Genomic DNA, 24,075 nt, shown 5'->3' with positions numbered 1-24,075 from the left:
GAAAGCAGGGGTTTAACACATGCCAGTAAAATTTGAGGCAACTACCATCGTTGCCGTGCGTCATAATGGGCACAATGCCATGGCCGGAGACGGTCAAGTTACGATGGGTGAAAAAGTGATTATGAAGGGGACGGCACATAAGGTCCGCCGTATTTACAACGATCAAGTGGTCGTCGGCTTTGCGGGCAGTGTGGCTGATGCCTTTAAACTTGAAGAAAAATTTGAAGCCCGACTGAATGAATTTTCCGGCAACCTGGAACGGGCAGCCGTTGAACTCGCCCAGGACTGGCGCTCAGACCAAAACTTACAGAAACTGGAAGCTTTGCTCATCGTCATGAATGATAAGGATATGCTGCTAGTTTCTGGTTCCGGTGAAGTGATTGCCCCAGACGATGACATCTTAGCCATCGGTTCTGGTGGCAACTTTGCCCAAGCTGCCGCAACTGCGCTACATCACCATGCTAAAGACATGAGTGCTAAAGAAATTGCCGAAACCGCCATTGGCATTGCCGGTGACATCGACATCTTTACAAACCACAACATCATTTCCGAAGAATTATAACCCAACAGAAAGCAGGGATTTGATTGGACCCAATTACAAAAACACCACGCGAAATCGTTTCTCTTCTCGATCAGTACATTATTGGTCAAGACGATGCTAAAAAGTCGATTGCGATTGCTTTACGGAATCGTTACCGGCGTATGCAGCTGTCAAAAGACATGCAAGATGAAATTACGCCTAAAAACATGCTCATGATTGGCCCCACTGGGGTTGGTAAAACAGAACTGGCACGTCGTTTAGCTAAAATTGTGAAAGCACCGTTCGTTAAGGTTGAAGCCACTAAATTTACCGAAGTCGGTTACGTTGGCGGTGACGTGGAATCAATGGTTCGTAACCTGGTTGACGTATCCGTCAAAATGGAAAAGGATAACCAGTTCGAAAACGTCCGTGCTGAAGCCACGAAGCGTGCTAATAACCGGTTAGTCAAATTATTGGTACCTGGCAAAAAGCCGAAGCAAAACCAACAGGCTGATTTTTCTAACCTGATGAACATGTTCTCCCAAATGCAAAAAGGCGATATGCCAACCGCTGACGAACCTAAGGAAGAAGTCACTGACGAAATTAAGAACCAGCGTATGTCAGTTTCCGACCAATTGGCTCACGGTTTGCTGGAAAACTCCGAAGTTGAAATTGAAATGGACGATCCGCAACAAGCTATGGCGGGTAATAACCCGATGATGAACCAAATGGGTATTGATTTAAGTTCGACGTTAGGCCAAATGATGCCTAAAAAGCGTATCAAGCGGACGGTGCCCGTTTCAGAAGCCCGTGAGATCTTGATTAAGGAAGAATCCGAAGAGCTGGTTAATAATGCTGATATTAACCACGATGCCATTCAACGGGCACAAGATACTGGTATTATCTTCATTGATGAAATCGATAAGATCACTTCAAAGTCTGATAAAAACAGCGGTGAAGTTTCCCGTGAGGGTGTTCAGCGTGATATTTTACCAATCGTTGAAGGTACCCAAGTACAGACGAAGTACGGTGCTATTAACACTGATCACATTCTGTTTATTGCCGCCGGTGCCTTTGCTGAAAGCAAACCAAGCGATTTGATTGCTGAATTACAAGGCCGGTTCCCAATCCGGGTTGAACTGGATGAATTAAGTCAGGAAGACTTCGTTAAGATCTTGACCGAACCGAATAACGCCTTAGTTAAGCAATACATTGCGTTGATCGGCACGGATAACATTAAGGTGACCTTCACCATTGAAGCGATTAACCGCATCGCGGAGCTGGCTTATCAGTTGAACCACGAGAACCAAAATATTGGTGCTCGTCGACTGCATACCGTGCTTGAAAAACTGCTGGAAGACCTGCTCTATGAAGGGCCGGATATGCAGATGGGTGATATTACCATTACCGAAAGCTACGTCAATGATAAAATCGGCAACATTGTAAAAAACAAGGATCTGTCACGTTATATTCTTTAATGACGACAAACTAAAAACGTCTAATTACCAAAAAATGGTAATTAGACGTTTTTGATTAACTAAGCGATTTGGCTTAATCTTCGCCGATCTTCAAGACACAAGCCCCGCGAATATCGCCTTTTTTAACGTAGCGCAAAGCTTCATCCGCCTTATCAAAGGCGTACGGCGTAGTTTCAGGATGAATGTCCAGCCGGTCTGCTAGTTTCAGGAACTGTTCGCCATCGTGGCGGGTGTTGGACTCAACACTGGTTAAATTCTTCTCGTGGAAAATGTGATCCTGGTAATTTAAGGACGGGATGTCCGTTAAGTGAATGCCAGCTAGTGCTAAAGTCCCACCAGGAGCTAAGCCTTCCAGTGCCTTGGGAACAATGTCGCCCACTGGCGCAAAGATGATCGAGGAATCCAGTTTAACGGGTGGCAGATCATAGGCGCCAGCAGCTGATTTGGCACCCAGAGAAAGCGCGAACTTACGGGCATCCTTACCGCGTGTTAACACATGAACCTCAATCCCTTGGTCGATGGCTAGCTGTGCCGTGATGTGTGCTGAGCCACCGAAACCATACAGCCCCAGTCGACCACCAGCTGGCACGTTGGCCCGGCGAAAGGCCCGGTAACCGATGATACCGGCGCAAAGCAACGGTGAAGCCGTTTGCGACTCAAATCGCTCTGGTATCCGGTAGGCAAAACCTTCAGGTACCGTTGTGTATTCCGCGTAACCACCATCGTGATCCCAGCCAGTATAGAGGGAATTAGGGCACAGGTTCTCGCGACCGGAACGGCAATATTGGCAAACGCCGCAGGTCCAGCGCAGCCAAGGCACACCAATCCGGTCGCCAAGTTCGAAGCGGTGGGCGTCAGGTCCAATTGCGACTACCTCACCGACGATTTCGTGACCGGGGGTAACGTGTTCTTGATGCACTGGCAAATCGCCCTCAGACACGTGTAAATCAGTGTGGCAGACACCACAGGTCAATACCCGGACTAACACTTCACCGCGCTGTGGTGTCGGCACCGGTTTGGTCGTAAATGCCAATGGACTTTTGTCGCCATCGATGGGACCTGGTTCAGTAACCGCCCAAGCGCGCATGGTGGTTGGTAAATTAGAAACTGCTTTCGTCATGATTATCGCCTCTTGTGAAAGACTAGCTTTCAAGTTAATTTAATTGTAGTCACCTTCACAAGACTTCGCAAGCTGATGGCTTTGCATTGTCATCCGGATTGGTTAAACTGAGTTCGTGATTGAAAGGAACTAGCCAATGGTCTATACTAATCTTGAAGACTGATGAGAAATGGGGTTTTAACAGTGATCGAACTTAAAAATGACGAGTTACAAGTTAAGATAAACGAACACGGTGCTGAGTTGGCTAGTGTTAAGAGCGTTGATGACCAGAACGAATACATGTGGCAGGCGGATCCTAAATTTTGGGGTCGCCACGCGCCGGTTTTGTTTCCGATCGTGGGGCGTTTAAAGGATGATCAGTACACCGTTAATGGGCAGACCTATCACATGACGCAGCACGGATTTGCGCGGGACATGGATTTCATGGTGATTGAGCACGAAAATGACCACGCTGTTTTTCAATTGGAAGCTGATGACGAAACTCGGGAGAAGTATCCCTTTGAGTTCACGTTACAGGTCACTTTCACCTTGGATGCGCACACGCTGTCGGTTCACTATACCGTTAGCAATCCTAGCAAAGATGTCACACTGCCATTTTCAATTGGTGGTCACCCCGCCTTTAACGTGCCGTTAGAACCAGGGAATGGTGATTTCTCTGATTATTTTGTAACCGTTGCACCTAAAAAGGCTTATCAGCAGATTCCGTTGGTGGGGCCCTATAATGACGTTCAACACGAGAAAACCTTGAACTTGAGCACCCCAATGGTTCTTGATCACGACTTATTTGACCAGGACGCACTCATTCTTGATTTAGATCACGTTGAGACGACCCTGATGTTAAGCACGCAATTAAACGATCATGGGGTTGCTTTGACGCTTCAGAATGCGCCTTACGTGGGCATCTGGTCGCCGTATCCGAAGCGAGCACCATTTGTTTGTCTGGAACCATGGTGGGGAATTGCGGATAACGTTGCCAGTGACGGCGAATTTACCCACAAGATGGACATTCATCAAACGGGCCCTAAAGAATCATTTAATGCTGGTTTCCAGATCCGCTTTTTCTAAATTTACGCGAAAATAGAGCTGTGTCAAAAAATTATTTTGACACAGCTCTATTTTTACTTATATGATAGTACTTGTGATGCGTGCAGCGATTAATCTTGATGTGGTTCCTGACGTTTTCGCCGTTTACTTCCTAGACCAAAAGACACCATGTTTTCCGTCCCATTCATGATCCGCTTGATGTTTGATCGGTGACGCCAGTAAACAAAAACGGTTAGGCAAATTGCTAGCGCAGACAAATACCAATCCTGAATCACCAAGCATAAAATTGATATGATCGTAAAACTAATCATTGACGCAAGGCTAACCATGCTGGTTAAATAGATAAGGCTAACAAAACACACTGACGCGATTACGAAGAGCAGCGGATTGTAAGCGAGTAACATGCCCGCACTGGTTGCAACGGCCTTACCGCCCTTAAAGTGATCAAAGATCGAGACGGTGTGACCAAGGATGGCCATAAAGCCAAAGAGCAAGAGGATGGGGGAGTGTTGGCTTAGATGAAAATTGAGGAACCATACTGGCAGCAACGTTGCCACCGTTCCCTTTGCTAAATCTAAGATTAAAACGGCGGTGCCGGCGACTGGGCCGAGTACGCGATACGTGTTAGTGGTTCCAATATTGCCGGAGCCAGCTTTTCTAATATCGGTATGAAAGAAGCCCTTACCAATCCAGACGCCGTTAGGAATCGCGCCTAAAAGGTAGGCAATTATTAATAAAAGTGCGAGTTTCAAGTCTCATTCCTCCATTGTCATGATGACGTGTCACGGCTAATATTTTAGCATGTTTCGGCCTACTTGACAGAATAATTTTATCGTTATCATGGATTTTGAATAAATACCGTAATTAACAGTGAAAGGGGTCTTTTTGGTGCCGAGTAAAAAAGCAACTTATGATGATTCATCAATCCAGGTTCTAGAAGGGCTTGAGGCTGTTCGAAAACGGCCTGGGATGTACATTGGTTCTACCGATGCCCGTGGATTGCATCATTTAGTATATGAAATAGTTGATAACGCTGTGGATGAAGCTTTAGCTGGTTATGGGGACGAGATCAGCGTTGTCATCGAAGCAGACAATAGCATCACTGTAACCGATCATGGTCGTGGGATGCCCGTGGGAATGCACGCTTCGGGGAAACCAACGCCTGAAGTGATTTTAACGGTGCTGCACGCTGGTGGTAAATTCGGTCAGGGGGGGTATAAAACCTCTGGTGGGTTACACGGTGTGGGCGCTAGTGTTGTTAACGCACTGTCTTCCGAACTGACGGTTAACATTGTTCGTGACGGCAAGATGTATGAGCAGCAGTTCAAAGATGGCGGTCATCCAATCACTACACTGGTTAAGAAGGGTAATACCCGCAAGCCAACTGGAACCAAGATTCATTTCAAACCGGATAGCAGTATTTTTACAACCACTGTGTTTAATTTCAACACACTTTCAGAACGACTACGTGAGTCCGCGTTCTTATTAAAGGGCGTTAAAATTACGCTAACTGATATGCGTAAGGACCAGGAACAAGAAGAAGTCTTCCACTATGAAGAAGGTATCAAGGAATTTGTTGCCTACTTGAACGAAGATAAGGAAACCCTCGGAGACATCATGTATTTCGATGGCAGCAAGCAAGGCGTCGAAGTTGAGGTGGCTGCTCAGTACAACGACGGTTATTCCGAAAACTTACTTTCCTTTGTTAACAACGTCCGCACGCCAGATGGTGGGACACATGAAGCTGGGATGCGCAGTGCTTGGACAAAAGCCTTCAATGAATATGCCCGTAAAGTGGGATTACTTAAGGAAAAGGATAAGAATTTAGATGGTTCCGACGTTCGAGAAGGACTGTCCGCTGTCATTTCACTTCGAGTACCAGAAGAAATTTTACAGTTTGAGGGTCAAACCAAGGAAAAATTGGGTACGCCGGAAGCCCGCGCCATCGTGGATAACGTGGTTAGCGAACAACTCGGTTACTACCTGATGGAAAACGGCGAATTCGCCCAAATGCTGGTTCACAAGTCATTGCGGGCACGAACCGCCCGTGAAGCGGCCCGGAAAGCGCGGGATGAATCCCGCTCAGGTAAGAAGCATAAGCATAAGGAACGATTGTTGTCGGGTAAGTTAACTCCGGCACAATCGAAGAACGCCGATAAGAACGAGCTTTTCTTAGTTGAAGGTGATTCTGCCGGTGGATCTGCCAAGCAGGGTCGAAACCGTAAATTCCAGGCAATTTTGCCCTTACGTGGTAAAGTTTTGAATACCGAGAAAGCCAAGTTGGAAGACGTGATGAAAAACGAAGAACTGAATGCCATGATCTACACGATTGGTGCGGGGGTTGGTTCTGAGTTTAATATTGAAGACGCTAATTACGACAAGATCATTATCATGACCGATGCCGATGACGATGGCGCCCACATCCAAATCTTGCTGCTGACGTTCTTCTACAAGTATATGCGGCCAATGATCGATGCTGGCCGGGTCTACATTGCCTTGCCACCGCTCTACATGATTCAAAAAGGGAACGGCAAAAAGCAGGTTGACGAATACGCTTGGACTGACGAAGAACTGGCAGTTAAGACCAAGGGGTTGAAGGGTTATAAATTGCAACGGTTTAAAGGTCTTGGTGAAATGGATGCTGAACAGCTCTGGGAAACAACCATGAATCCGGAAGGCCGGACGTTGGTTCGAGTTCGAATCGATGATGCTGCTTTGGCAGAGCGTCGAGTTACGACGCTGATGGGCGATAAAGTTGAACCCAGACGGAAGTGGATCGAGGCCAACGTTGCCTTTACCATGGAAGAAGAGGGCAGCATTCTCGATAATAACTTAGCAAATGAGGCTCATCACGAGCCAGCTTCAACTAAATAGGTATGAAAGGAGTCCTTTGAGTGGCAGGAACTAAGATTCAAGAGCTCACATTAGAAGAAGTTATGAGTGATCGATTTGGTCGCTATTCAAAATCAATTATCCAAGAACGGGCACTGCCAGACATTCGCGATGGCTTAAAACCCGTTCAACGACGAATCTTATTTGCGATGAACAAGGATGGCAATACGTACGATAAGCCCTTCCGAAAGTCCGCTAAAGCCGTGGGTAACGTCATGGGTAACTTTCACCCCCATGGTGACAGTTCCATTTATGAAGCACTGAACCGTATGAGTCAGGATTGGAAAGTCCGGGAACCGTTGATTGAAATGCACGGTAACAACGGTTCGATGGACGGTGACCCGCCTGCAGCTATGCGTTACACCGAGGCCCGTTTGAGTAAAATTGCTGGCGAAATGCTACGGGATATCGATAAAGAAACTGTCGATATGGTGCTTAATTTCGATGATACAGAGTATGAACCAACCGTGTTGCCAGCAAAGTTCCCCAACCTGTTAGTTAACGGTGCCACCGGGATTTCCGCGGGTTATGCAACGGATATTCCACCTCACAATTTAGGTGAAGTCATTGACGCCTTGCTTTACTTGCTGGACCACCCTAAGGCTGATCTGGAACAATTAATGCAATTTGTTAAAGGCCCCGATTTTCCAACTGGTGGGATTCTGCAAGGGATCGATGGCGTTAAACAGGCGTACGAAACCGGCCGTGGTCGAGTGGTCGTACGTTCACGGACTGCCATTGAAGAACTTCGTGGTAACAAACAGTTGATTCGGGTTAGTGAGATTCCATACGAGGTCAATAAAGCCGCGTTGGTCAAGCGCATTGATGAGCTTCGGCTAAACAAAAAAGTGGATGGTATTTCTGAAGTTCGTGACGAATCCGACCGGGATGGACTCTCCATTGCCATTGAACTCAAGCGAGACGTGGATGCCAGTGGTATTTTGAACTACTTATTCAAGAATACCGATCTCCAGGTTACCTACAACTTTAATATGGTGGCCATTAATCATATGCGGCCTGAACACGTTGGTCTGAAGACTATTTTGTCCGCTTATTTGGAACACCAACAAGACGTCATTTCCCGCCGGACTAAGTTTGACTTAGATAAAGCGGCTAAACGTCAACACATTGTTGAAGGGTTGATTAAGGCACTTTCCATTCTTGATCAAGTGATTGCGACTATTCGAGCCAGCAAGAACCGTAAAGATGCCCGTGATAACTTAGTCGCTACCTACGATTTTTCCGAAGAGCAAGCCGACGCCATTGTTGCCTTACAACTTTACCGGTTGACCAACACTGATGTCACCGCGTTGGAAAAGGAAGCGGTAGAGCTCGCCAAAAACATCGCAACGTATAAAGAAATTTTGGCTGATCCTAAGGCTTTGAACAAAGTCTTACGGAAAGAACTGCGTGAGATTAACAAGCAGTACCGTAATGATCGGCGCACTGAGATTCAGGCTGAAATCACACCATTGAAGATTTCAACGGAAGTAATGGTGCCCGATGAGGATGTTGTCGTCATGGTTAGCCGTGACGGATATCTGAAACGTAGTGGTGTGCGGTCTTACAATGCTTCTGACCCTGAAGATAACGGGCTTAAGGAAGAGGATTATCCGATTTTTACCGAAAAGCTCAGTACCTTGGATCACTTGTTTATGTTCACCAATAAAGGGAATTTAATTTACCGGCCGGTGCATGAAATTACCGATGCGCGCTGGAAGGATACCGGTGAACATATCTCGCAAACGATCGGCCTTGCAGACGATGAAGAAATCATTGCCACATACGCCTTTAATTCTCTTAAAGCCCCTGGTGAATTCCTGATTGCTACTGATGATGGGTACATTAAACGGACAGCGTTTGAGAATCTGTTACCTGGCCGGACGTATAAGTCTAGTGCTAAGGTCTTCGAAAAATTAAAGTCTGATCAAGCTAAAATTGTGAATGTCACCTACTTGCCACAACCTGCCAAGGCGTCTGTGTTATTGATGTCTCGCTTCGGGTTAGCCTTACGTTACGACCTGGCAGAGGTTTCCGTTAACGGTGCCCGCACGACTGGGGTGCGTTCGATGAATCTTGGCGAAGGCGATTCAGTGGTAGACCTGCAGTTGGTTAACGATGATGATACAGTAGCGTTAATTACGCAACGTGGCGCCTTTAAGAAAATGTCAGTTAGTGAATTACCAGTCACTAGTCGGGCACGCAAGGGTGTCTTAGTCCTACACGCGTTGAAGTCGAATCCACATGAGGTCGTTGATTTCTTAAGATTAGGTGATAAGTCCTCACCGCTTGAAGTGATTACTGACAGACGACGCTTGCACGACATTTTACCAGCTGAACATCCAATGAATAATCGCTATTCTAATGGGTCATTCGTCATTGATACAGAATCGGAAGGTATTCCCGAAGTGTTACGAAATAAGCCAACTATTTTAACATTGTCTTAATTTTTATTAGTATTTAGTTATTTTCGGATTACAATAATTGCGTATTCGGCCGAAGATGGTTATTATAGTTTTGATAATAAAACATTAAGGACAACCCATTTAGGAGGCGCCCACATGAAAAGCAAGCAAGAAAGTATTTTTTCATCTAAAACACTGACTTATTTTTTACAATTATCTGAAACGATGAATTACACGCAGGCCGCACAGATTTTGGGAATTACCCAACCTGCATTAACTCAGCAAATCAAAAAATTGGAACGGACAGTTGGTGCACGTTTATTCTACTCAGTTGGGAAAAAATTACGGTTAACTGATGCTGGATATACCATGCTAGATGCAACCCACAAGATTTATGGCGTTTTAAACGATGCTACTGATGAGATTCAGCAATCTACTAGTGCCACTCAAGGTGACATTAATATTGGGATGTTGGCATCGGTTGAAGATAGCGTCTTTGAGGACTTCGTTATTCAGTCCTACCGCGAAAATCCAGAAGTCAAGATCACTTTACACATGCTGACTCGTAAGGAAATTTGGGATAAGTTGGAAAATAACCAAATTGATCTGGCCATTATGTACTTGCCAGATGAGTCGATTAAGAACTGGAAACCATACGAATCCAAACGAATAATTAGTGATGATCTGCTCTTTATTCACCACGATGAGAAGCTCGGCAAAAAGAAGCGGATCAAGTTTGCGGATACGCCAAACAGTCCATGGGTCACTTATCCAGGTGAATATTATTTGAACCACGTGATGCGTGAATCGTTCAAAAACGCCATGGTTGATTTGCCAAACAGCGTGGCGCAATTCACAACACCTAGTCAGCTGTTGCGGTTCTCCAATCAAACGGGAGCTTATACGGCACTGCCAAATTCATTCGTGGTGGGGCAGGGTGCTCAGCCGGATACTTGGACGGCGCGTTTCGAACCTAACATCCGCTTTGAATTAGCCTTTGTCTTCAGAAGTGGTAAGGATAAAATCCCACGTATTGGCCACTTCTTAGCTCAATTCGACCAATATCTGAAAACCAAAGATTATTTGGCACGTTTGCAAGAAATCCAACAAAATTAATAGTATGATTAGTATGTAAAAACACAATTGATACGAGGAGCGATAAGTTTATGTCAAAAGAACTCGTTTTTGGGCACAAGAGTCCAGATACTGATGCGATTGTTGCTGCAATGGCATACGCATATTTACAAACCAAATTAGGTCACGACGTTGAGGCTGTAGCGCTTGGCGAACCTAACATGGAAACTAACTTTGTTTTAAGCCACTTCGGTGTTGCTGCACCACGAGTCGTCAAGACGGTTTCTAACGAAGTCGATTCAGTGATGCTAGTTGACCACAACGAACCACAGCAATCAGCTGATGACATTGATAAAGTGACGGTTACTCACGTGGTTGACCATCATCGGATCAATGGTTTTAACACGGCAGCGCCATTGTATTACCGTGCGGAACCAGTTGGCTGTGTTAGCACCATCATCACTAACATGTTTGCTGAAAACAAGATCGACATTCCAGCTCAACTAGCTGGTTTGATGCTGTCAGCTATCATTTCTGATACGCTGTTACTCAAGTCACCAACCACAACTGATAAAGATCGTGAAGCTGTTAAAGCTTTAGCTGAAATTGCTGACATCGATTATGAGAGTTATGGGATTGAAATGCTAAAGGCTGGTACTAACTTGTCCGCTAAGACTGATGCTGAATTAGTGTCAGCTGACGCCAAGTCATTTACAATGGCTGGCAAGAATGTTCGTATCGACCAGATCAACACCGTTGACTTAAACGATGTTATCAGTCGTGAAGATGGTATTAAGAAGGCCATGAACGACGAAGCTGCTGCACAGGGTTATGATTTATTCCTGGTGTTAGCAACCAATGTTTTGGACAGTAATTCAGAATTATTCGTTGTTGGTGAACCTAAAGATATCGTGGAAAAAGCCTTCAACACAACTTTGAAGAACGACCGAGCAAATCTGCCAGGTGTCGTATCACGTAAGAAGCAAGTGGTACCACCATTGCAAGATGCTTTTGAAGCATAATTAAGAGACCGATTCGTAAAACGCGATAGATTCCACAGTGCAACGCAAATAAGACCAATTCCGACGAAAATTTGTTGGAGTTGGTCTTATTTTGGTTTGATTTACAGGCAATTTGGTTGTTATTCATCTGCTAGTTGGTATAATGGAACTAATCAATTGTACACAATCTATTTGTTTGAATAGTCAAGGAGCTGAAAAAATGGCAAAACAAGACGATCAAGAGCTTCGGGAGCAACTGTCTGAAACCGCTTATGAAGTGACACAACATGCCGCAACAGAAGCACCATTTAGTGGTGAATATGATCAGTTTGATCAACCGGGCATTTACGTTGACGTTGTTAGTGGCGAACCACTGTTTAGTTCGCTGGATAAGTATGACGCTGGCTGTGGCTGGCCATCATTTACCAAACCAATTGAAAAGAAGGCAGTTAAGCGGCATTTAGACACTTCTCACGGCATGTTCCGGACTGAGGTACGCTCAACTGAATCGACATCACACTTAGGACATGTTTTCACCGATGGACCCGTTGATGAAGGTGGATTACGATATTGCATTAACAGTGCTGCGTTGAAATTTATTCCTGTCGATCAGCTCGAACAAGCCGGCTATGGACAGTATCAATCGTTATTTGAATAATTACTTTGCAAATCCCTAAAAATCAACGATAATAGAGTATATATACCTTGATTGGGGAGTTGTTTCTATGTATGAAAAAACGGCTATAACGTCATGGATCACCGCAGTAGCGCTGTGTTTGATCACGCTGATTTCAGCAATGAGTAAGCATAATCTGTCATATCAAACGCTGGTGAGCATTTTAAGCTACATCGGTGTCTATGCAATTTCACTATATTTGGCGAAACACAACGGTTCAGAAAAAATTATTCTTACATTTGTGAACGTACTTGCTGTTGCTATGTTGGTGGCAATGATGGTCAATGCTGTGAGAAGTTTTTCAGCATTCATGATGATATTATTACTGATTGTGTCAATCATTGGCGCAATAACGGGTATTATGGCAATCTGGTATAACAATCGATTTGAAAAAAATAATTCTAATGAGCACTAGCAAAATTCTGGTGTTTTTAACTAAGAGGAGAAATTTTAATGAGTGCAAAAGCAATCTTTGCTGGTGGCTGTTTCTGGTGTATGGTGAAGCCGTTTGATTCCCAACCGGGTATTGAAAAAGTTGTTTCAGGCTATACTGGCGGTCACGTAGCCAATCCAACGTATGAACAAGTAGCCAGTCATCAAACTGGCCATACTGAAGCCGTTGAGATTACCTATGATCCAGAAGTCATCTCATACGCTGACTTAGTTGAAATATACTGGCGACAAACAGATCCAACTGATGCTATGGGCCAATTCCAAGATCGTGGTGATTCGTACCGGCCAGTTATTTTCGTTAATAATGACGAAGAACGTGCCATTGCGGAAGCGTCAAAAGAACAGTTGGTTAAAAGTGGCCGATTTGATGAACCAATCGTGACTCAGATTGAAGACGCCAAACCATTTTATCCTGCTGAAGAAGAACATCAAGACTTTTACAAGAAAAATCCGTTCCGTTATCAAATTGAGGAAATGGGAGGTCGAGAAAAGTTCATCAAACAACAATGGACTGATTAGTTAAAAAACATGTTAGATGTGCAGCATTTGATTATAAAATTGGATGCTGCATTTTTTTGCTTTATCATTACTTTGAATAATATATATTATGTAAAGTAGAGAAAGAAAACCAAAACACACTCAAATGTAGCAAAAAAATATCTCCCCCGTTTTATTTGTTCAGCTCGTGAAAACATACAACTCACTTTGGTAATTTCAGCAGCAAATTCAATTCTCGTTGGTGAACTAGAAAATACCACTCGGAGAATTACTCATTAAGATTAACGAACGTGTGTCGTATGGACGTCTGATTTGTTGAATTCTGACCTCATTCTGCCCGAATACCATATTTGATATTATTCTTGGACTGTTAGCAGCTATTTAAAATCTGAACGACGCATTGATCATTATTTGATTACCAACTAGTTTAGATTCAACTGAACGCTCACATATGGGTTCAGCTTGCATAGCATAGTTTGCAATTGACGATTCACCGAAGTCATTTGCCAGTGTGATTACTCCTACAAATGGCTTTATAACAGCAATTTTAGGTATATTAGTACCTTGAATTTAATACTTGCCAACGCTTCAATCTGCTATTGATTTTATGTTTAACTTTTTGCAAATGTGGCTCAAAACACCGTTTTCAAGCCGTTGTTAGTTGTTTGTTTGGTGGTGAATTACTGACAAAACGGGTTTTAACTCCCCTCGAATGAAAATATCGCTAGGGGAAGGGTCATGACAATTTAAAAAGTAAACTTAATAAAACCTATATTTTACTGAGTTTATCAATCTATCTTTCACCACTAGCTTTAGTTGCCATTTTCATCCTGAAATTAAAAAAACCGACCTCAATTTGGCCGGCTTACGCACTACTAACATACAATTATAAAATTGGTGACAACAACCTTGACCCCGCCTGTTTAAACCGCAGCCAGAGCGACATGTTGTGGAAGTCTTCTGCTGTCACTAACTCACTTTCTTTGATATCCCCTTCAAAGATAGCCCGCTGCTTCTTGGCAACGTCAAAGTCGTAGACAAAGGCATTGGCTTCAAAATTAAGCTTAAAGCTACGGAAATCTAAGTTAGCAGAACCAATAGACGTGATGGCATCGTCAATCATTACTACTTTGGCGTGTAGAAAACCATTTTGGTAGAAATAAATTTTAGCCCCATCTTCAGCTAATAGCCGGGCGTAATACTGAGTCGCCCGATAGACGAAGGGATGATCTGGCATGTGAGGTACCATGATTCGAACATCTACACCAGACAAAATAACACTGCGTAAAGCGTTGAGCACACTGTCATCTGGAATCAAATATGGCGTCTGAATATAGAGCCGTTTTCTAGCGCTGTTGATCATTCGCAAATAGCCTAATTTGATTTTTTCTACGTCTGAGTCTGGACCACTGACGACGATTTGCATCATCGTCTTGCCAACTTCATCAACTTCTTTTGGAAAATGCTGCATTGTGCGTTCCAATTCGTTTTCTGGCACAGTGGCGTTCCAGTCGCGAATGAATTGCTCTTGCAAGGCCAATGCCGCATCGCCGACAACTTTCATGTGCGTATCGCGCCAGTGACCGAACTTCTTTGAACGGCCTACATATTGGTCACCGATGTTGAAACCACCGATATACCCTGTCCAGCCATCGATTGCAACGATTTTACGGTGATCCCGGAAGTTGAGTCTGAAATCGCGCCAATTGGAATGGATCCCCAAGAATGGTTCAGCAAACCCACCGGCTTCACGTAACGGTTCAAAGAATTCCCGTTTAGTCCCCATTGAGCCCCATGAATCATATAGAACTCGAACGGTGACCCCCTCCTGCGCTTTGGCGATCAAAGTGCTGAGCATTTCTCGCCCCAACTGGTCGTTATAGAAAGTGTAAAATTCGACGTAGACCACGTGTTGAGCGTTCAAGATTTCCTGTTGAATATTTTTAAATAAAACGTTGCCTTCAATGAAAATCTCAGTGGCATTATTCAACGTCACAAAGGCATGATCCACGTTTTGAAACAAGTGAATCATGTTTTTCACAGAGGATTCCTGATGGGTGTCATCAGCAGAATAAGGCGGAATTGCGGCTTGTTGTTTAGATAAAGCATTGGTCAATTCTGCGTTGGGTTGCCGTTTAACTTTACCTAACTGTTTATGTGTTAGCTTGCGCCCAAAGAAGGCGTAGATCAAAAAGCCGATGATCGGTAACAGGTTTAAAACTAGCAGCCAAGCCCAGGTGGCAGCGATGTCACGGCGTTCACGAAACACGGTAAAAACCGCTGCGATAGTGTTCAAAGTAAAAATGATAAAAATGACGAAATAAAATAGCGTCCAGTTCATACGTTATCCCCCAGTTTCATAATACTTTTACATTACCGCAAAAGTAGATAAGAAAACAGGGAAAATTGAACTTTGGCAACGAAAACTAGCCGCTAGTTTACAGGTTTAGAGTTGAATTACTTAACCGTTTCAAGGGTTCGCTGGGTAGCGAGTTTTGTTAGTTCGAGTGTTTGCTGCATCAGGGCCGTGATCGTCATTGGCCCCACCCCACCTGGAACTGGGGTAATGGCACCAGCGACATCCTTGGCGTGATCGTAATCCACATCACCCACTAACTTACCGTTTTCATCTCGATCCATTCCAACATCGATAACGGTCGCACCTGGCTTGATTGCAGCCGCTTTAATTAAATGAGCGACCCCGGTGGCAACAATCAAAATGTCCGCGGTTCGTGTAAATGACGCGAGATCCTTGGTTAAAATATGGGTGTATGTGACGGTTGCACCAGCATTCAGCAGCAAGGCCCCCATTGGTCGTCCCACGATGTTCGAATCGCCCACGATGACGGCGTGCTGGCCTCGAGGATCAATCTCATAGTGCGATAGCATTGTCATAATGCCCTTTGGCGTACATGAAACTGGATAGTAACCTTGACTATTATTAAAAAGCTTACCGATATTTTCAGGTCGGAAGCCATCAACGTCTTTTTCAATGGCAATTGCCCGGATAATCGTTGTTTCATCAATCTGTTTGGGTAATGGCAATTGAACCAGAATACCATGGACACTATCGTCACGGTTATATTGGTCAATTAGAGCCAATAATTCGGCCTGTGTAAAGTCTTGCGGCCGACGCTCGATAATTGACGTGATACCAAGCTTAATCGCTTTACGGTGCTTATTTCGGACGTAGATTTGACTAGCGGGATCGTTGCCCACAATAATCACCACGAGCTTGGGTTCAATCCCCGCCTCATGCATTGCGTCAACTTCAGCTTTCATACTATTATCTAATTGATTGGATAAACCTTTACCATCAATAATCAATCTTCTCTCCACCCTTTCGGATTCTGCGGGAAATTCTAGCTCTCTTATGCTTGTTTACTTATCCATCTATTAAAATAAGAACTCTATTTCAATAAATTTGTTGAATATTCGTATTATACCTGATTAATCGTGAAAATTACCTGTTATTCGTCTAAAAGTTTATTAATTTTTAGCAAAGGTGGTTAATTTTTCTATTAAAAATGGTTACTGTCCACCCTTTTAGCTTAAAATTAATGCATCACTTAAAGTGGATAACCATTGAAAAACTTAATACTGTGTAAGATTATGAATAAGGGAAGTTATGACCATACCTAATATTAAGATGGGATTTGATAGTTGTGCATCGACATCAACAGGCTAATCATTCTTGGTGGGTAGTTACCTTACTGGCTTGGCTCGGGTTCGCAGCAATTGCTGTTAGCCTTCAATTTCAAGCCAACTGGCTCAGTCATTTTGACCGCGGAATTCAACAGTTCGCAACCATGTTTCGACAGCCAGAAACGACTGCTTTTTTCAAATGGTTCGCACTGCTGGGGACACCAACCGCGAATTTAATCATTTGCTTAATTGCCAGTTGGTGGCTCTGGCAACATCATCAACACTTTGTGGCCGGCTGGGTGCTGACTGCCCAAGTTGGTATCAATATATTAACCGGGATCCTTAAAATGGCCTTTCAACGCCCAAGACCACTTGGTAAGTTAGTTGCCCAGGGTGGGTTCAGTTTTCCCAGTGGGCATACCACTTCCACTGCCACAATGGTACTGATCATTATTTTGATTGTGCTGCCAATGTGCCAACGTCTGTCATGGCGATTAATTTTGAGTATCATGAGTTTTATTTGGTTAGGTCTGATGGGGTTTGACCGCATTTATTTATTTGTTCACTATCCAAGTGATGTATTAGCCGGCCTGTGTTTAGCTCTGGGCTGGTGGGGGATTCTTCGACTAGCATTTGGCCGAGTCATACCAAATCAACAAGAATAATGATTATTAGGAGTACACTACACCATGCGAATTAAGAAATTAAGTATTACATCGATTTTAGCTTTAATATTAGCTTTTGCGATGATCATTGGGATTATTTCAAACCTGCTACGGCCCTTCGACATCAAAGCGACCTGTTTAGTTTTAATCGGCTGTTTAACGATCTGGTATTTAAAACCGCTTTACCTTAAATGGGACAAATCGTTATCCGAAAAAACGGTGACTAGGATTCTAACCTTGGTTTTTATTGCGATTATGATCGTTCAGTTGCTGGTTCTTCGTTTCCTACCAACTTCTGTTTACCACGATCCATTCCGGGTACTTGTCCAGGCTGAACAGCTTAGCCACGGTAACCTGAGCTGGAACGATTCGCTATATTTTTGGCGGTTCCCCAACAACGTTTCACTAACTATTTTACTGAGCTATTGGCTTAAACTGACGAACTTCCTTCATATGGATACTTACTGGGGCATCCATTTATTATCCTTTATTTTGCTTGATATCTTTATTTTTGCTATTTTACGTTCGGTTCGGCGTTTAAGTCACCAGCACGGTGCCGCTTTATTAGCAGCAATGTTCTTTTTGGTTAGTCCGTTTGCGTATACGTATTACTTACAGGTTTTTTATTCCGATTTACCCACCTTGCTGAGTTTAGCCATCGTGTTTAACGTTCTAATTGGCTGGTCGTCGTTTAATCGGACAAAGAAAATCGTGACGGGTATTGGTTTAGTGCTGTCAGTGATTGTCGGCGAAGTGGTTAAGCCTAACTTAATTGTTTTACTGGTAGCTGTCTCGCTAGTCGGGATCTGGCTGCTGATTAAAAATCGTCAGCAGTTAAATCTGATTAAAATGCCGCTGATTCTTATTGTTCTAGGTTTTGTTTTAGCAGTTCCAACGGCTGCCGGGCTAAAGTCAGCTGGTCATTTCAAAAATAATAATGAGTATGCCTTTCCAACCGCACACTGGATCTGGATGAGCTATAACCCCAGAACTACCGGCAGGTATAGTTTTAGCGATGTTCAGACGCTCAGTTCGATTCAGGGTAAGCAGGCTAAACAAGAATACTTAAAAAAGGCCTTACCGGAGCGGCTGGAGCAATTAGGCCCCTTAGGCATCCTCAAGCGCTGGTTTGTAAAGGCCAGCATTCTGCTGAACGTCTCCTTTATGCCAAATGCTTATTCCGGCAGTTTTATTGCCGCGCCGAAGCTCTATCAGAAATTTGAACTACAGCTGTCGGCAATCGGTATGATCGTCATGCGAATCGGTTTTACCCTACTCTACGCTGAAACCTTTTTCCGCTGCCTGAGATTGTGGAAAAGACGCTTTCAATCCACGGATGATCCACGGATTATGCTCACTATTTTGACTGCTTTAGGCTATCTTGCCTTTCACACCCTTTTATGGGAAACCGAAAGCCGTTACGGCCAGGTTATGGTTCCGTTGCTGGGGATTCTCTGTTCCATTCCGAGCTTGGCACTTGAATCCGAACGACGAATCCGGCAGCGGACGAAGCAGGAGGGCTGGTTTACACTTGGCGCTGTCGTAGCGTCACTAGCTGTATTCGTAGTTGCGCCATCGCTTTATAGTGCACGTGGTCATTACGTTGCTGAACAGCAAAGCCAGTTATCCCTGCAATTTGACGCTAAAAAAACTAAGATTCGCCCCTATGACACGTTGAGTCAACAAGTTAAACTGAATCACACCGCACGGCACTTCGACGTTTCTTTGAACCCCGCCGCTGAATTCAGTGGTACTTTAATTAACGAACAGACTCATCAGCACTACGAATTAAAGCGGACAGAAGACGCTCTCATGCTGAAAAGGACTTTGCCAGAAGGCATGTACCGGATTCAGCTCAGAAATGATTTGCAGCGGTCACAGTCTGTCTTGATTACGAAGACAATGTCATACCGCTTGGCCCCTTATCCGCTGGAAATCGATCAGCACAAGTATCCATACTGGTCGTTCGTTTATACCTTTTCCCGTGCTAAGTGATTCTTGATGGCATTCATGGTACAATTAGAACATATGTTCTTTAACTTTAAAGGAGGATTGTAACGTGGATCAAGCCACCTATGTTGCCCACAATGAAAAACTAGTCGCCCAGCTGCCAGATTACGTTGGTGACTACTATTTAGCTAAATCTGCTGTGCCCTTATCACCGGCCACCTTGTATCAGTATCTAAACGAATTTAAACGGTTCTTTGAATGGCTGATTGAAGCTGGCGTGTCCCCTGCTAAGTCGATTAAACAAGTTGGCTTAAAGGAGCTTGAACATCTGAAAAAGCAAGATGTTGAACTCTACAAATCCTACTTGTTGAACCGGGGTAAGCAGACGGCTCAACATCCGCAAGGCGCGTTATCCCACCGCACAGTTAACCGGTCGTTAAACGCCCTATCAGCACTGTTTCGCTTCCTAACCGCTGAATCGGAAAATAGTGACGGCGAACCCTATTTTTACCGCAACGTGATGAAAAAAATTTCGCTGGTACAAGATAATGAAACCTACGCTACCCGTGCCAGCCACATTAAAGATCAGTTGATGTTAGGTGATCAGGATAAGGCTTACTTGAACTTCATTCAGGATGAGTATGGTCAGCAGCTGGATGCCAAGCGGTTGCGCTATTATCAGCGTGACCGAGAGCGGGACGTGGCCATTAACGCGCTGATGCTGGGAACGGGTATTCGGGTTTCTGAGCTGACGAACATGGATGTTGGCCACCTCAGTCTGAAAACGGCCAATGTGACCGTTCGACGTAAAGGCGGTAAGTGGGATTCGGTGCCAATTGCTCGATGGGTGCTGCCCTATATTGCGAGCTACGTGCGCATCCGCCAGTCACGTTACCACGCCACTGCCGCAACACCGGCACTGTTTCTAACCAAGAGTACGGCTGAGCCCCGCCGAATTACACCAGCGACGGTTGAATTGTTAGTAGCTAAGTATTCAACTGCCTTCAACCATGTGCGGATCACGCCGCATAAGTTGCGGCATACCCTAGCATCTAAATTGTATCTGGAGACAAAAAATGAACATTTGGTAGCCACGCAATTGGGCCAAAGCTCAACGTCAGCTACTGGACTCTATACGCATATTATTGATACGCAACAGCGTGAGGCGTTGAATCAGTTGCACCGGTATAAGTAAAATAAGTAAAATAATGAGAATAAGTAAAAAAAATTTTCGGGGTAAAAATAAAGACAAATTGAATTTTTATTATCCCTATTTTGAATACTTTTATATTTTAGGGCTAAACAAAATTCCGGTATTATTTTAGTGAAGTATGTTTGTTTGATCCCTCCCTTGTGGAAAAGAAACGGGAGGCAGAAATTTTGTTTTCTTGATAGCAAATAGGCTATCATATGGATATAGAACCCCGGAAAGCGAAAAGCGGATTGCTCGAAATCGGCGCAGCCAGTATTTTAATAAGGAGAATAAGCAATGAGTAAAATTGATGAGTATGTAGCTGAAAGAAGTAAAAACAATCCTGAGTTTGCAAAACTCGTTGAGCAGGAAAATATTAACCTAGAGGTTGCGGTTAAAGTACGTGAGCTACGAGAAAATATGGGGATGAGTCAACGTGATTTTGCTAGTCTAGTTGGTAAACCTCAATCGACTATTGCTAGAATTGAAAATGGCTCAATGAATGCTTCGACTAGGCTGTTATCTGAGATTGCCCAGGCAACTAATCAACGATTAACTATTCAATTTAGTCCGGTTTCTTAAGAACAATGTGAAATTCAAAAAAACCAGATTTCCCTATTAGAAAGGGAAGTCTGGTTTTTTGCACCATTCTAGATACTTTCTGCTTGTCCATACGCGATTCAATAGCGCTCATCGTCTAACAACCAGTCCATTACATTAACAACCTCAACCCCATCAATCAGCTTAATATCAGGATAGTATTGCTGTGTAATCAGCGTTTTCTTGTAGTTATCAGTAATTTTCAGCAAGTTATCTGTTTCATGAGTATTCTGCGGTAATTCGTAGGTAACTTGAATATATCTGAGATCTTCACTTTTTCTCGCAACAAAATCGATTTCTTGCTGATCAATCTTTCCCACATCTACAGCATAACCACGCCGTAACAGTTCGATATACACAATATTTTCTAATTGCCCCGCAAAATTTCCGGGACGCCTACTGATACCAATGCGTCTCAAGCCAGGATCCACTATAAAGTACTTGCCAGAGGTCTTTAAGTACGCTCTGCCCCTAATATTATATTGTCGAACTCGGTAGAACAGAAACGCGTTCTCAAGTGCAGTCAAATAATTTTCTAACGTATGAACGTTGGTGTTGATACCTTCACTCTTCAAGGTGTTTGCAATCTTCGTCAGATTAACAAGCTGGCCGATATTATCAGTTAGAAAGCTGACTAGCGCTTTCAGAGTTTCCACATCTCGAATATTCGCTCGTGTGGCCACATCGTTCAAAATAATGGAATCTGATATTCCTTGAAGCATGGTATCTTTTATTGTTTGACCACTCAATACTACTGCTGGGAACCCCCCAAATCGTTCAAAGTTGTCAAAAGCCTTGGAAATTTGATTAGAGTCCTTATCAACACCAATTGCAGCAAGATATTCTTTAAACGAAAACGGATAGATTCTAATTTCAACATACCTACCGCTAAGTAAAGTAGCCAATTCGCCAGATAGCATTTTGGCGTTTGAGCCAGTAATGACAATATCACAATCATAACTCACCCTAATAGCGTTCACGATTTGTTGCCATTCCGCAACCATTTGAATTTCATCTAACATCACATATTGATGGACGCCTTTTTTTAATTTACTCAATAGCAAATCTCTCAACTGATCTGCGTCCCTAACATTGAGAACTTCTAAACTTTCAAAATTATAATAGATAATGTTTTCGTCTATAATTCCCTGGGCTAACAAATAATCACGATACAACATGAGTAATACAGACTTGCCAGACCTTCTGACACCGGTGATCACTTTAATCATATCGTTATCTTTCAACCTAATTAACTGTTCTAAATATTCCGGTCGTTCAATCATGGTATCACCTCAATATGAAGTATACTTCACATTATTAAGATTTTCCATAAAATATGAAGTATACTTCATATTCCGCAAAAATAATTCAAAATATGAACTATACTTCATATTGCAATGTAATGACAAAAGCCAGGTTTCCTTAGAAAAGGGAATCTGGCTTTTGTCGACTTTTGCACGTTAATTGTCATTTTCTTCCGGCAATAGCGAATAATGTCACCGGGCTGGTAATCTAAAGGCTCACAAATTTAGTATCATTCAATCTTACTTTGCTAGGATAATTGTCAGATAAACGCCGGTGCTAGAAAGTATATATGATCCAACATAACCACCCTTAAAATCATTTAAGTGATCAGCGGCATTATAGGTCACAAGCTTATCATTCTTCCAAACCTGAGTGTCTTTACCAAACTGAGTCTTAATCTTTGAAAGTGTTGCTGGTCGGCTTACACCTTTCACATTTAGAATATAGACGTCTTTAACATTGAGATCCTTCTGAATCCCAACAGTAGCCTGATAAGCATTAATATCATGGGTATTGACGTTCTTGGCGTAAGTATTTAAAGCTGTAGACTCACGGGCTTGTGGAAACAGGGTTGCAATCTGATGAGTGAAAGCTGCATCCTGAGCGAGACTTTGAGCGGTTGGCTTAGTATTAGGGTTAGCTGAGTTAAAACCTTTAGTTAAATAACCGTGCCAAACGTAGCCACTAACGGTTTTATTATGATTTTGAACGTAGTAATAAACCGCTGTTGTTTTACCATTGGTCAGCTTAACACTCTTCTGCACATACCAAGTAGTCTTGGGATAATTCTTTAAATTATGCAACTTCTTAGTGTGAGTGCTATTCCACATGTAAACGGATTTAGTTTTACTTACAGCGTGATAGACATTACCATAGTAGGTTTTCGTCTGAATCGTCCGATAAGCGGCACTCGCATTTGCTGTTTGCGGTGTTAAATCAGCTGCACCAACCATTGATGCTGCAGCTAAACCAATATATAAAGATTTTTTCAAATTAGATTTCATTATCGAAATACACTCCTTTATTTGGCCGAAGCCTAATGCTAATCCCCCTGATTATTCATTCATATTTTAACACCGCTATTTTCAGTAATAATTACCTCAAGACAAGTTTAATGCATTATTAAGATTACCTGCCTTCTTAGTTTAGACCGAAATAGATATGCATCTCTCTGGTCATTTGTTTAAAAGATGAATCTTAGTGACGCATCCGTCTTCCTCCAAACAATTTTGTATGATATGTTAATTATGGAAGCACTCAAAACCGGCATGGTTGTAGAGGATAACTGTCTTAACCAGACTAAATCATTAATAACTGGAGGATTCATTGATGTGGCGAAAGTATATAAATGAAGTTCTGTTCGATTCTTCAATCATATTAGTGCTGCTAATCGTGGCTACGATTGGAAAAGGTGCTTATGATTTATTTTCTAGTGGACACCTTTACCTTTGGAAATACACCCTTTCTCTCATTCACGAAATGCTTGGCACGGTTATATTTTTCGCAATTTTAGAAGGCATATCTCTGGCTTTAAAACACCAAAAGAAAAGCTAGTTT

Annotated in this window: 21 protein-coding genes; 15 read left to right on the top strand and 6 right to left on the bottom strand. The window is 43.3% G+C overall.

Annotated features, from left to right (window positions below):
• The first annotated feature begins 19 nt into the window (after nt 1-19).
• The gene (gene hslV, locus HC026_RS02535) at nt 20-562 is read left to right on the top strand and encodes an ATP-dependent protease subunit HslV (RefSeq protein ID WP_168924411.1); all 543 of its coding nucleotides are present in this window, start codon (nt 20-22) and stop codon (nt 560-562) included.
• A 23-nt stretch (nt 563-585) separates the two neighbouring features.
• Complete coding sequence (gene hslU / locus HC026_RS02530) at nt 586-1,998, top strand: ATP-dependent protease ATPase subunit HslU (protein WP_168924410.1); 1,413 nt, start codon at nt 586-588, stop codon at nt 1,996-1,998.
• Nucleotides 1,999-2,071: 73 nt separating this feature from the next.
• Here the strand turns inward: hslU and HC026_RS02525 are convergent, their stop codons facing one another.
• Nucleotides 2,072-3,118: a zinc-dependent alcohol dehydrogenase family protein gene (locus HC026_RS02525; protein ID WP_168924409.1), complete on the bottom strand. Its 1,047-nt coding sequence runs from the start codon at nt 3,116-3,118 to the stop codon at nt 2,072-2,074.
• A gap of 183 nt (nt 3,119-3,301) precedes the next feature.
• On the opposite strand from HC026_RS02525, the gene HC026_RS02520 reads away from it, so the two are divergent.
• Nucleotides 3,302-4,183: an aldose 1-epimerase family protein gene (locus tag HC026_RS02520; RefSeq protein ID WP_168924408.1), complete on the top strand. Its 882-nt coding sequence runs from the start codon at nt 3,302-3,304 to the stop codon at nt 4,181-4,183.
• 89 nt (nt 4,184-4,272) lie between these two features.
• Here HC026_RS02520 and plsY read toward each other — a convergent pair whose 3' ends face one another.
• Nucleotides 4,273-4,914, bottom strand: a complete 642-nt coding sequence (plsY, locus tag HC026_RS02515; protein ID WP_168924407.1) for a glycerol-3-phosphate 1-O-acyltransferase PlsY — start codon at nt 4,912-4,914, stop codon at nt 4,273-4,275.
• A gap of 136 nt (nt 4,915-5,050) precedes the next feature.
• On the opposite strand from plsY, the gene parE reads away from it, so the two are divergent.
• The 7 genes from parE (at nt 5,051) to msrA (ending at nt 13,182) form a co-directional block, all read left to right on the top strand.
• Nucleotides 5,051-7,036: a DNA topoisomerase IV subunit B gene (parE, locus tag HC026_RS02510; protein WP_168924406.1), complete on the top strand. Its 1,986-nt coding sequence runs from the start codon at nt 5,051-5,053 to the stop codon at nt 7,034-7,036.
• Between the two features lie 20 nt (nt 7,037-7,056).
• Nucleotides 7,057-9,501, top strand: a complete 2,445-nt coding sequence (gene parC, locus HC026_RS02505; protein WP_168924405.1) for a DNA topoisomerase IV subunit A — start codon at nt 7,057-7,059, stop codon at nt 9,499-9,501.
• A 114-nt stretch (nt 9,502-9,615) separates the two neighbouring features.
• Nucleotides 9,616-10,575, top strand: a complete 960-nt coding sequence (locus tag HC026_RS02500) for a LysR family transcriptional regulator (RefSeq protein ID WP_168924404.1) — start codon at nt 9,616-9,618, stop codon at nt 10,573-10,575.
• 50 nt (nt 10,576-10,625) lie between these two features.
• Nucleotides 10,626-11,555: a manganese-dependent inorganic pyrophosphatase gene (locus HC026_RS02495; RefSeq protein WP_168924403.1), complete on the top strand. Its 930-nt coding sequence runs from the start codon at nt 10,626-10,628 to the stop codon at nt 11,553-11,555.
• 199 nt (nt 11,556-11,754) lie between these two features.
• Nucleotides 11,755-12,192: a peptide-methionine (R)-S-oxide reductase MsrB gene (gene msrB, locus HC026_RS02490; protein WP_168924402.1), complete on the top strand. Its 438-nt coding sequence runs from the start codon at nt 11,755-11,757 to the stop codon at nt 12,190-12,192.
• A 67-nt stretch (nt 12,193-12,259) separates the two neighbouring features.
• On the top strand, nt 12,260-12,625 hold the full coding sequence (locus tag HC026_RS02485) for a hypothetical protein (protein ID WP_168924401.1): 366 nt from the start codon (nt 12,260-12,262) through the stop codon (nt 12,623-12,625).
• Between the two features lie 38 nt (nt 12,626-12,663).
• The gene (gene msrA / locus HC026_RS02480) at nt 12,664-13,182 is read left to right on the top strand and encodes a peptide-methionine (S)-S-oxide reductase MsrA (protein WP_168924400.1); all 519 of its coding nucleotides are present in this window, start codon (nt 12,664-12,666) and stop codon (nt 13,180-13,182) included.
• Nucleotides 13,183-14,047: 865 nt separating this feature from the next.
• On the opposite strand, the gene cls is transcribed toward msrA, so the two are convergent.
• The gene (gene cls, locus HC026_RS02475; RefSeq protein WP_168924399.1) at nt 14,048-15,502 is read right to left on the bottom strand and encodes a cardiolipin synthase; all 1,455 of its coding nucleotides are present in this window, start codon (nt 15,500-15,502) and stop codon (nt 14,048-14,050) included.
• Between the two features lie 116 nt (nt 15,503-15,618).
• Nucleotides 15,619-16,488, bottom strand: a complete 870-nt coding sequence (locus tag HC026_RS02470; RefSeq protein ID WP_269814099.1) for a bifunctional 5,10-methylenetetrahydrofolate dehydrogenase/5,10-methenyltetrahydrofolate cyclohydrolase — start codon at nt 16,486-16,488, stop codon at nt 15,619-15,621.
• A gap of 338 nt (nt 16,489-16,826) precedes the next feature.
• On the opposite strand from HC026_RS02470, the gene HC026_RS12860 reads away from it, so the two are divergent.
• The 4 genes from HC026_RS12860 to HC026_RS02450 all read left to right on the top strand — a co-directional run bounded on the left by HC026_RS12860 (nt 16,827) and on the right by HC026_RS02450 (nt 21,195).
• On the top strand, nt 16,827-17,471 hold the full coding sequence (locus tag HC026_RS12860) for a phosphatase PAP2 family protein (protein ID WP_168924398.1): 645 nt from the start codon (nt 16,827-16,829) through the stop codon (nt 17,469-17,471).
• 24 nt (nt 17,472-17,495) lie between these two features.
• Nucleotides 17,496-19,466: a glycosyltransferase family protein gene (locus HC026_RS02460; protein ID WP_168924397.1), complete on the top strand. Its 1,971-nt coding sequence runs from the start codon at nt 17,496-17,498 to the stop codon at nt 19,464-19,466.
• A gap of 64 nt (nt 19,467-19,530) precedes the next feature.
• Nucleotides 19,531-20,616 carry a tyrosine recombinase XerS gene (xerS, locus tag HC026_RS02455; RefSeq protein ID WP_168924396.1) on the top strand — a complete coding sequence of 362 codons (1,086 nt, stop codon included), beginning with the start codon at nt 19,531-19,533 and terminating at the stop codon, nt 20,614-20,616.
• A gap of 294 nt (nt 20,617-20,910) precedes the next feature.
• Entirely contained in the window at nt 20,911-21,195 is a 285-nt protein-coding gene (locus tag HC026_RS02450; RefSeq protein ID WP_168924395.1) for a helix-turn-helix domain-containing protein, read from the top strand.
• 98 nt (nt 21,196-21,293) lie between these two features.
• On the opposite strand, the gene HC026_RS02445 is transcribed toward HC026_RS02450, so the two are convergent.
• Together HC026_RS02445 and HC026_RS02440 are read right to left on the bottom strand one after the other, a co-directional pair.
• Nucleotides 21,294-22,496 (bottom strand): ATP-binding protein, encoded by a 1,203-nt coding sequence (locus HC026_RS02445; RefSeq protein WP_168924394.1) that lies wholly within the window; start codon nt 22,494-22,496, stop codon nt 21,294-21,296.
• Nucleotides 22,497-22,757: 261 nt separating this feature from the next.
• A complete protein-coding gene (locus tag HC026_RS02440; protein WP_168924393.1) occupies nt 22,758-23,522 on the bottom strand; it encodes a hypothetical protein in 765 nt (254 codons plus the stop codon).
• A gap of 325 nt (nt 23,523-23,847) precedes the next feature.
• Here HC026_RS02440 and HC026_RS02435 point away from each other — a divergent pair, with 325 nt between their 5' ends.
• Nucleotides 23,848-24,072, top strand: a complete 225-nt coding sequence (locus HC026_RS02435; protein ID WP_168924392.1) for a hypothetical protein — start codon at nt 23,848-23,850, stop codon at nt 24,070-24,072.
• Nucleotides 24,073-24,075 lie beyond the last annotated feature (3 nt).

Origin of the sequence: Secundilactobacillus angelensis, assembly GCF_012641075.1 — a bacterium.
Classification (GTDB): Bacteria; Bacillota; Bacilli; order Lactobacillales; family Lactobacillaceae; genus Secundilactobacillus; species Secundilactobacillus angelensis.
Note: the sequence above shows the minus strand (reverse complement) of the source record. Positions and strands in the feature narration are given on the sequence as shown.

Coding starts and splice junctions, on each gene's coding strand:
- HC026_RS02485 (WP_168924401.1), top strand. CDS start 12,260: ATGTATGAAAAAACGGCTATAACGTCATGGATCACCGCAGTAGCGCTG.
- HC026_RS02525 (WP_168924409.1), bottom strand. CDS start 3,118: ATGACGAAAGCAGTTTCTAATTTACCAACCACCATGCGCGCTTGGGCG.
- HC026_RS02450 (WP_168924395.1), top strand. CDS start 20,911: ATGAGTAAAATTGATGAGTATGTAGCTGAAAGAAGTAAAAACAATCCT.
- hslV (WP_168924411.1), top strand. CDS start 20: ATGCCAGTAAAATTTGAGGCAACTACCATCGTTGCCGTGCGTCATAAT.
- HC026_RS02495 (WP_168924403.1), top strand. CDS start 10,626: ATGTCAAAAGAACTCGTTTTTGGGCACAAGAGTCCAGATACTGATGCG.
- HC026_RS02435 (WP_168924392.1), top strand. CDS start 23,848: ATGTGGCGAAAGTATATAAATGAAGTTCTGTTCGATTCTTCAATCATA.
- HC026_RS02445 (WP_168924394.1), bottom strand. CDS start 22,496: ATGATTGAACGACCGGAATATTTAGAACAGTTAATTAGGTTGAAAGAT.
- msrA (WP_168924400.1), top strand. CDS start 12,664: ATGAGTGCAAAAGCAATCTTTGCTGGTGGCTGTTTCTGGTGTATGGTG.
- cls (WP_168924399.1), bottom strand. CDS start 15,502: ATGAACTGGACGCTATTTTATTTCGTCATTTTTATCATTTTTACTTTG.
- HC026_RS02460 (WP_168924397.1), top strand. CDS start 17,496: ATGCGAATTAAGAAATTAAGTATTACATCGATTTTAGCTTTAATATTA.
- msrB (WP_168924402.1), top strand. CDS start 11,755: ATGGCAAAACAAGACGATCAAGAGCTTCGGGAGCAACTGTCTGAAACC.
- HC026_RS02500 (WP_168924404.1), top strand. CDS start 9,616: ATGAAAAGCAAGCAAGAAAGTATTTTTTCATCTAAAACACTGACTTAT.
- HC026_RS02440 (WP_168924393.1), bottom strand. CDS start 23,522: ATGAAATCTAATTTGAAAAAATCTTTATATATTGGTTTAGCTGCAGCA.